Genomic DNA, 6,258 nt, shown 5'->3' with positions numbered 1-6,258 from the left:
TGCCGGCGGCGTGGGCGAGCAGCGCGCCGGTGGCGCGCGAGTCGGCGTACTCCTCGATCCGGGTGATGCGCCCGCCGTCGACCGTGACGAACAGGCACGCGGGCACCCGCACCGCCGTGCCGTCGGGGAGCCGGCCGCGCAGCACGTGCCGCTGGACGTACCCGTGCGCGGCCGGGTCGCGCCGGATCTCCTCGTAGCGGAAGTCGTGCAGGTTGCGGGCCAGCCAGCGCAGGGTGCGGAGGTTGTCCTCGACGGTCTGCTCGGTCTCGTCGCCGTTGTGCCAGATCCGTGCGTCCGGGGCGTACAGCCCGCGCAGCGCCTCGGTGTCGCCGCTCGTGATCGCGGCGACGAATCCGGCGGCGAGATCTTCGTGATCCGAGTGCACGGCGGCTCCTTCGGGTGAGGCGTGGCGGCGGGCTTACGGAACACCCCCCAGTCCCAGCGCGCGGACGGTGAGGGCGTCGAGGGTGTCCAGGAGGCGTTCGGTGTCGTCGCCCTCGCCCTGGACGAGCCGCAGGTAGAGGGAGTGGTCGACCATCGCGGCGAGCGCGCGTGCGGCCAGGTCGGCGTCGAGGCCCGCGTCGACGAGTCCCTCGCTCTGCCAGCGGCGGATCGCGCGGGCCGAGCGGCCGGTCGCGGTGGCGCGGTGCCGCCGCCGCATCTCGCGGAACTCCTCGTTGAACGTGGCGACCTGCTCGATGATCGCCATCATCCGGGCGTTGCGCAGGTAGGCCGCGTAGTAGGAGCGGTTGGCGCGGCGTACGCGGTCCTGCGGGGCGGCGTCCGGGCCGAGCGGCAGGCGGTCGCGCCCGGTCATGTCGGAGAAGATCCGGTCGGCGATCTCCCGGAGGACGGCCTCTTTGGAGTCGAAGTAGGTGTAGAAGGTGCCGTACGCGGCGCCGGCGCGCTCGGTGATGTGGCGGACCCGCGTGTCGAGGAAGCCCATCTCCTCGAAGACCTCGCGGGCGGCCTGGATCAGGCGCTCCCGCGTGCGCACGCCGCGCTCGGTCAGCGCCGTCGTGCTCTCCTGCGCCATCGCCCTCCGCCTCCCGCCCACGTCCGGAACCTCGGGGTCTTGACAGTACGGCGTCGGCGGACCAATGATGCGGAGAAGTTGACCTGACTGTCAAGTCAACTCCGGGCCGTGGCGGGTCCCCACGGGCGATGCCATGCCGGACCTGCGGGAACCTCGGGAGCGCTGCGCCCGGACGGGCACGCCGGCAAGCGCGAGACGCGCACGCGTCCCGCCCCCACCTCGAAGGAGTGAGTCACCATGGCCAGGAAGAACCCCGAGTTCGAGCTGGGCGGGATCAACCACCTCGCCCTGGTCTGCTCGGACATGCGGCAGACCATCGACTTCTACTCCGGCGTCCTCGGCATGCCGCTGATCAAGACGATCGAGCTGCCGGGCGGCATGGGCCAGCACTTCTTCTTCGACTGCGGAGGCGGCGACTGCGTGGCGTTCTTCTGGTTCCCCGACGCCCCGGACGGCGTGCCGGGGATCTCCGCGCCGCCCGGCCGCCCCGAGCAGGGCGACCTGCTGAGCGCGGTCGGCTCGATGAACCACGTCGCCTTCACCGTGCCGCCCGAGCGCTTCGAGGAGTACCGCCGCCGGCTCAGGGCCAAGGGCGTGACGGTCAGCCCGATCCTCAACCACGACGACAGCCCGGCCGGGATCGCACGCGAGATGTACGACGGCGTGTTCGTCCGCTCCTTCTACTTCCAGGACCCCGACGGCATCCTCCTGGAGTTCGCCTGCTGGACCCGGGAGTTCACCGACGCCGACGTCTCCCACACGCCGAGGACGGCGGCGGACCGCCGTACGCCCACGCACGCCTGACCGGAGGATCCATGCCGCGCCTGCGAGAGGTACCCCGCGCCGAGGTCACCGACGAGCGGATCCTGTTCTTCTACGACCGCCTGTTCGGCCCCGACCGCGACCCCGCCGTCGACCACGGCACCGCGACCGGCTCGCCCGGCGACTGGTGGACCGTCTTCGCCCAGTCCCCGGAGGTCTTCCGCCACGCCGTACGCGGGTTCGCGCTCTACCGCGACGCGAAGATCGACCCGCTGCTGCGCGAGCTCGGGCAGTCGCGGGCCGGCTGGGCGCGCGGCAGCCAGTTCGTCTTCTCCCAGCACTGCAAGCAACTGCGCGCGCTGGGAGTGCCGGAGGAGAAGGTCCAGGCCGTCGCGTACTGGCAGACCGCCGGCTGCTTCTCCGAGCTGGAGCGCGCGGTGCTCGCCTACACCGACGGCCTCGTGCTCGACGGCGGCCGGGTGCACGACGAGATCTTCGCGGTGCTGAGGCGGCACCTCACCGATGAGGAGATCCTCCTGCTCACCTACGTCACCTGCCTGTACGAGATGCACGCGACGATGGCCAAGGCGCTGCGGCTGGAGTTCGACGACCGGGAGGAGCCCATCGTCGAGGTGGCCGCGCCCGAGGGGTACGGCTCGCGCGACATCGCCGACGACATCGCCGGAGACGGCCGATGACGTTCGAGGTGCCCGAGCGCGTCCGGCCGGTGCGCGACGCCGTGCACACCTTCATGACCGAGCGGGTCGAACCCGCCGAGCCGGTCCTGGCCGCCGGCGGCGAGGCCGCCGCCGAGAGGCTCCGCGACCTGCGGCGTGAGGCCAAGGACGCCGGGCTGTGGGCGCTCGGCCACCCGGCCGAGCCGGGCGGCGGCGGCGTGCCGTTCCTGGACTACGTGTTCGTCAACGAGGTGCAGGGCCGCAGCGAGTGGGGCCAGCTCGCCCTCGGCACGTTCACCCTCCAGGACTCCCTCATGCTGCACGAGTACGCCGACGCGCGCTGGCGCGAGCGGTACCTGGCGCCGATGGTGGCGGGGGAGGTGTCGCCGAGCTTCGCGATGACCGAGCCGGAAGTCGCCGGCTCCGACCCGACCGGCCTGCGCACCACCGCCGAGCTGGACGGGGACGAGTGGGTGATCCGGGGCCGCAAGTGGTTCACCACCGGGGCCGCGGCCGCCGCGTACACGACGGTCATGTGCCGTACGGAGCCGGAGGGCACACCGCCGCACCGGGCGTTCAGCATGATCATCGTGCCGACCGGCACGCCCGGCCACCGGATCGTGCGCGACCTGCCGGTGCTCGGCCTGGCCGGCGGCCACTACGAGGTCGCCTACGAGGACGTGCGCGTGCCGGCCGGCAACCTGCTCGGCCCGCGCGGAGAGGGCTTCCGCATCGCGCAGCGGAGGCTCGGCCCCGGCCGCATCTTCCACTGCATGCGCTGGCTCGGGCAGGCACAGCGCGCCTTCGACCTGCTGTGCGAACGACTGAACTCCCGCACCGCCTTCGGCGGCCCGCTCGCGGACAAGCAGCTCATGCAGCGGCACGTGTTCGAGTCCTACGCCGAGATCCAGTCCGCGCGGCTGCTCACGCTCCAGGCCGCGCACCGGATCGACGCCGGTGACGAGGCGCGCGTCGAGATCTCCGTCATCAAGGTCGTCGGCGCGCGGATGCTGCACAACGTCGTCGACCGGGCCATCCAGGCGTACGGCGCGGCCGGGCTCACCGACGACCTGCCGCTGTCGCGGATGTACCGGCACGCGCGGGAGGCACGCCTGTACGACGGCCCGGACGAGGTGCACACCCAGAGCGCGGCGCGCCGCGTCCTGCGTGAGTACCGGGACGGCGGCAACTGGGAGTTCGGCCTCCGCTGAGGTCCACGGGAAGACGCTGAGGTCCACGGGAAGACAAGGACAAGAACGCATGCCGACCGATCCGTCCGTCTCTCCGGGGCCGCTCGCCGACCTTCGCGTCGTGGAGATGGCCCAGCTCATCGCGGGCCCGTTCTGCGGGCAGCTCCTCGGCGACTTCGGCGCCGAGGTGATCAAACTTGAGGCGCCGGGCGCCGGCGACCCGATGCGCCAGTGGGGCCGGGAGAAACCGCACGGCCGCCCCCTGTGGTGGCCGGTCATCGCGCGCAACAAGAAGTCGGTGACCTGCGACCTGCGGACCGCCGAGGGGCAGGACCTGGCCCGGCGCCTCATCGACCGGGCCGACATCGTCGTGGAGAACTTCCGGCCCGGCACGCTCGAACGCTGGGGCCTCGGCTTCGACCGGCTGCGCGCCACCAACCCGGGCCTGGTCATGGTGCGGGTGACCGGGTTCGGGCAGACCGGCCCGTACGCGCCCCGCGCCGGGTACGGCTCGATCGGCGAGGCGATGGGCGGTCTGCGGCACGTCACCGGCGACCCCGACGGCCCGCCCTCGCGAACGGGGATCTCCCTCGGCGACTCGCTCGCCGGGCTGTTCGCCGCCCTCGGCGCGCTCGCCGCCGTGCACGGCCGCCGGCGGACCGGCCGGGGACAGGTCGTCGACTCCGCCATCTACGAGGCCGTGCTGGCGATGATGGAGTCGCTCCTGCCCGAGTGGGCGGTCGCCGGCTACCAGCGCGAACGCACCGGGCCGGTGCTGGGGAACGTCGCGCCCAGCAACGTCTACCCCGCCGGGGACGGTGAGATGGTGCTCATCGCGGCCAACCAGGACACGGTCTTCCGGCGGCTTGCCGCCGTGATGGAGCGGCCGGAGCTGGCCGCCGACGACCGCTACGCCACGCACTCCGCGCGCGGACGCAACATGGCGGAGCTGGACGAGCTGATCGCCGCGTGGACCGCGCGGTTCGGCGTGGAGGAACTCCTCGGCCGGCTGCACGACGGAGGCGTGCCGGCGGGCCGCATCTACACCGCGCGCGACATGTTCGCCGACCCGCACTTCGCCGCCCGTGAGGCCATCGTCCGTCTCGTCCACCCGGAGCTGGGGGAGCTCCCGATGCACAACGTCTTCCCCCGGCTCGGCGAGACGCCCGGCTCCGTACGCCGGCCCGGCCCGGCGCTCGGCGAGCACAACGCCGAGGTCTACGGCGACCTGCTGGGCATCGGCGAAGCGGGCCGCGCCGCCCTGGCCGAACGCGGCGTGATCTGACACGTGTTGTATTACCGGCATGCTGGATTACGACCGCGAAGCCGACCGTTACGACGCGACCCGTGGTGGGGACGCCAGAGCCGCATCCGCGGCCGCCGCGGTGCGAGCGCTGTTGCCCGCGGACACCGCGAGGCTGGCCGACCTGGCCTGCGGCACCGGGATCGTCACCGTCCGCCTCAGGGAGCCGGGCCGGCAGGTCATCGGCATCGACCTCTCCTCCGGGATGGCCCGTATCGCCGGAACACGGCTGCCGGGCCGGATCGCGATCGGCGATGTGACCAGGCTTCCGCTCGCCGACGCGTCGGTGGACGCCGTGGTGATGGTCTGGCTTCTCCACCTGATGAACGAGTCGGCCTCCGCCGTGGCCCTGACCGAGGCCGCACGCGTCCTGCGGCCTGGCGGGACACTGCTCACCACCGTGGACAAGAACGACGCGGTCTTCGCCGCGGGCGGCGATGTCACCGCCCTGATCGAGCCCGTCCGCGCGGCGCACGCGGCACCGGGGACGGACGCCACCGGCCGCGTGACCGACCTGGCGGGCCGGCTCGGGCTGACGGTGACCGCGCACGGCGCGTTCCCCGGAACCGGACAGGGCCGATCCCCGCGCTGGTGGCGCGAACGGCTCTCGGGCGGCGCCTTCGCCTGGGCCGAGGCCGCCGGTGACGACCTGACCGCCCTGTGCGAGCGGCTCCGGGAACTTCCGGACCAGGACCGGCCGCGCCCGGACCCCGTCTACCGCCTCATCCGGCTCACCGCGCGGTCGGGCGGCGGGCGCTAACCGGCGGCGAGCTTGTCCTGGGTCTGCCAGGAGGTCTGGAGGGCGGAGCCGGAGCCCCGGCACCGGCCGACGTTCACGGCCACCGAGTCCTCCGTACGGGTCGTCTTCGCGCCGAAGCGAGCCTTGGGGCCGTTGTCGAAGGCGCGTACGCGGCCGTCGCGGGAGGACAGGATCGTGCTGATGAAGGTCTCCTGAGCGCCGGTGACATGGCCGCGGAGCTGGAGGCAGATGTCCCAGCCGTCCTTGGCCGCGGTGTCGCCCAAGACCGCGGTGCCGGTGTACGCGCCGCGGCAGACCGACACCTTGAGCTGGACGGACCCGGCGTGGGTCACGGTGTACGCCCGCTGGTAGTCGCGGCAGCCCTTGGCCGGTTTCTTCTTCGGCTTCGCGATGGGGGCACCGGACCGGACGCCGTTCAGCCGGGGCCGGTGCGTGACCGGCGTCCGGGTCGGCGTGGGCGCGGTCGGCGCGGTGACCGCGGTACGGACCGGGGGAGCGGTGGCGGCGTCGCCGCCGTCCGGCCACAGCGG

The 6,258-nt window shown here is 73.0% G+C and carries 8 protein-coding genes; 5 read left to right on the top strand and 3 right to left on the bottom strand.

The features are described 5' to 3' along the window. Together ACFFNX_RS38955 and ACFFNX_RS38950 are read right to left on the bottom strand one after the other, a co-directional pair. The coding region (locus ACFFNX_RS38955; protein ID WP_378211162.1) for a nuclear transport factor 2 family protein at positions 1 to 385 on the bottom strand (385 nt) is incomplete at its 3' end. 33 nt (positions 386 to 418) lie between these two features. After that, entirely contained in the window at positions 419 to 1,036 is a 618-nt protein-coding gene (locus ACFFNX_RS38950; protein WP_378211161.1) for a TetR/AcrR family transcriptional regulator, read from the bottom strand. Between the two features lie 237 nt (positions 1,037 to 1,273). Between ACFFNX_RS38950 and ACFFNX_RS38945 the strand changes: the two genes are divergently transcribed. The 5 genes from ACFFNX_RS38945 to ACFFNX_RS38925 are packed head-to-tail and all read left to right on the top strand — an operon-like array spanning position 1,274 to position 5,728. After that, entirely contained in the window at positions 1,274 to 1,840 is a 567-nt protein-coding gene (locus ACFFNX_RS38945; RefSeq protein ID WP_378211159.1) for a VOC family protein, read from the top strand. Positions 1,841 to 1,851: 11 nt separating this feature from the next. Next, the gene (locus tag ACFFNX_RS38940) at positions 1,852 to 2,496 is read left to right on the top strand and encodes a carboxymuconolactone decarboxylase family protein (protein WP_378211158.1); all 645 of its coding nucleotides are present in this window, start codon (positions 1,852 to 1,854) and stop codon (positions 2,494 to 2,496) included. After that, positions 2,493 to 3,686 (top strand): acyl-CoA dehydrogenase family protein, encoded by a 1,194-nt coding sequence (locus ACFFNX_RS38935; RefSeq protein ID WP_378211156.1) that lies wholly within the window; start codon positions 2,493 to 2,495, stop codon positions 3,684 to 3,686. Before ACFFNX_RS38940 ends, ACFFNX_RS38935 begins: the two co-directional genes overlap by 4 nt. A 49-nt stretch (positions 3,687 to 3,735) precedes the next feature. After that, positions 3,736 to 4,950 (top strand): CaiB/BaiF CoA transferase family protein, encoded by a 1,215-nt coding sequence (locus ACFFNX_RS38930; protein ID WP_378211155.1) that lies wholly within the window; start codon positions 3,736 to 3,738, stop codon positions 4,948 to 4,950. A gap of 19 nt (positions 4,951 to 4,969) precedes the next feature. Continuing rightward, positions 4,970 to 5,728 carry a class I SAM-dependent methyltransferase gene (locus ACFFNX_RS38925; RefSeq protein WP_378211154.1) on the top strand — a complete coding sequence of 253 codons (759 nt, stop codon included), beginning with the start codon at positions 4,970 to 4,972 and terminating at the stop codon, positions 5,726 to 5,728. Here the strand turns inward: ACFFNX_RS38925 and ACFFNX_RS38920 are convergent. Beyond that, the coding region (locus tag ACFFNX_RS38920) for a hypothetical protein (RefSeq protein ID WP_378211152.1) at positions 5,725 to 6,258 on the bottom strand (534 nt) is incomplete at its 5' end. The genes ACFFNX_RS38925 and ACFFNX_RS38920 overlap by 4 nt on opposite strands.

Source organism: Actinoallomurus acaciae (genome assembly GCF_042429965.1).
In the GTDB taxonomy this organism is placed as follows: Bacteria; Actinomycetota; Actinomycetes; order Streptosporangiales; family Streptosporangiaceae; genus Actinoallomurus; species Actinoallomurus acaciae.
The sequence above is the reverse complement of the archived record's forward strand: the minus strand, read 5'-3'. Positions and strand labels throughout refer to the sequence as shown.

Coding starts and splice junctions, on each gene's coding strand:
- ACFFNX_RS38950 (WP_378211161.1), bottom strand. CDS start 1,036: ATGGCGCAGGAGAGCACGACGGCGCTGACCGAGCGCGGCGTGCGCACG.
- ACFFNX_RS38945 (WP_378211159.1), top strand. CDS start 1,274: ATGGCCAGGAAGAACCCCGAGTTCGAGCTGGGCGGGATCAACCACCTC.
- ACFFNX_RS38940 (WP_378211158.1), top strand. CDS start 1,852: ATGCCGCGCCTGCGAGAGGTACCCCGCGCCGAGGTCACCGACGAGCGG.
- ACFFNX_RS38935 (WP_378211156.1), top strand. CDS start 2,493: ATGACGTTCGAGGTGCCCGAGCGCGTCCGGCCGGTGCGCGACGCCGTG.
- ACFFNX_RS38930 (WP_378211155.1), top strand. CDS start 3,736: ATGCCGACCGATCCGTCCGTCTCTCCGGGGCCGCTCGCCGACCTTCGC.
- ACFFNX_RS38925 (WP_378211154.1), top strand. CDS start 4,970: ATGCTGGATTACGACCGCGAAGCCGACCGTTACGACGCGACCCGTGGT.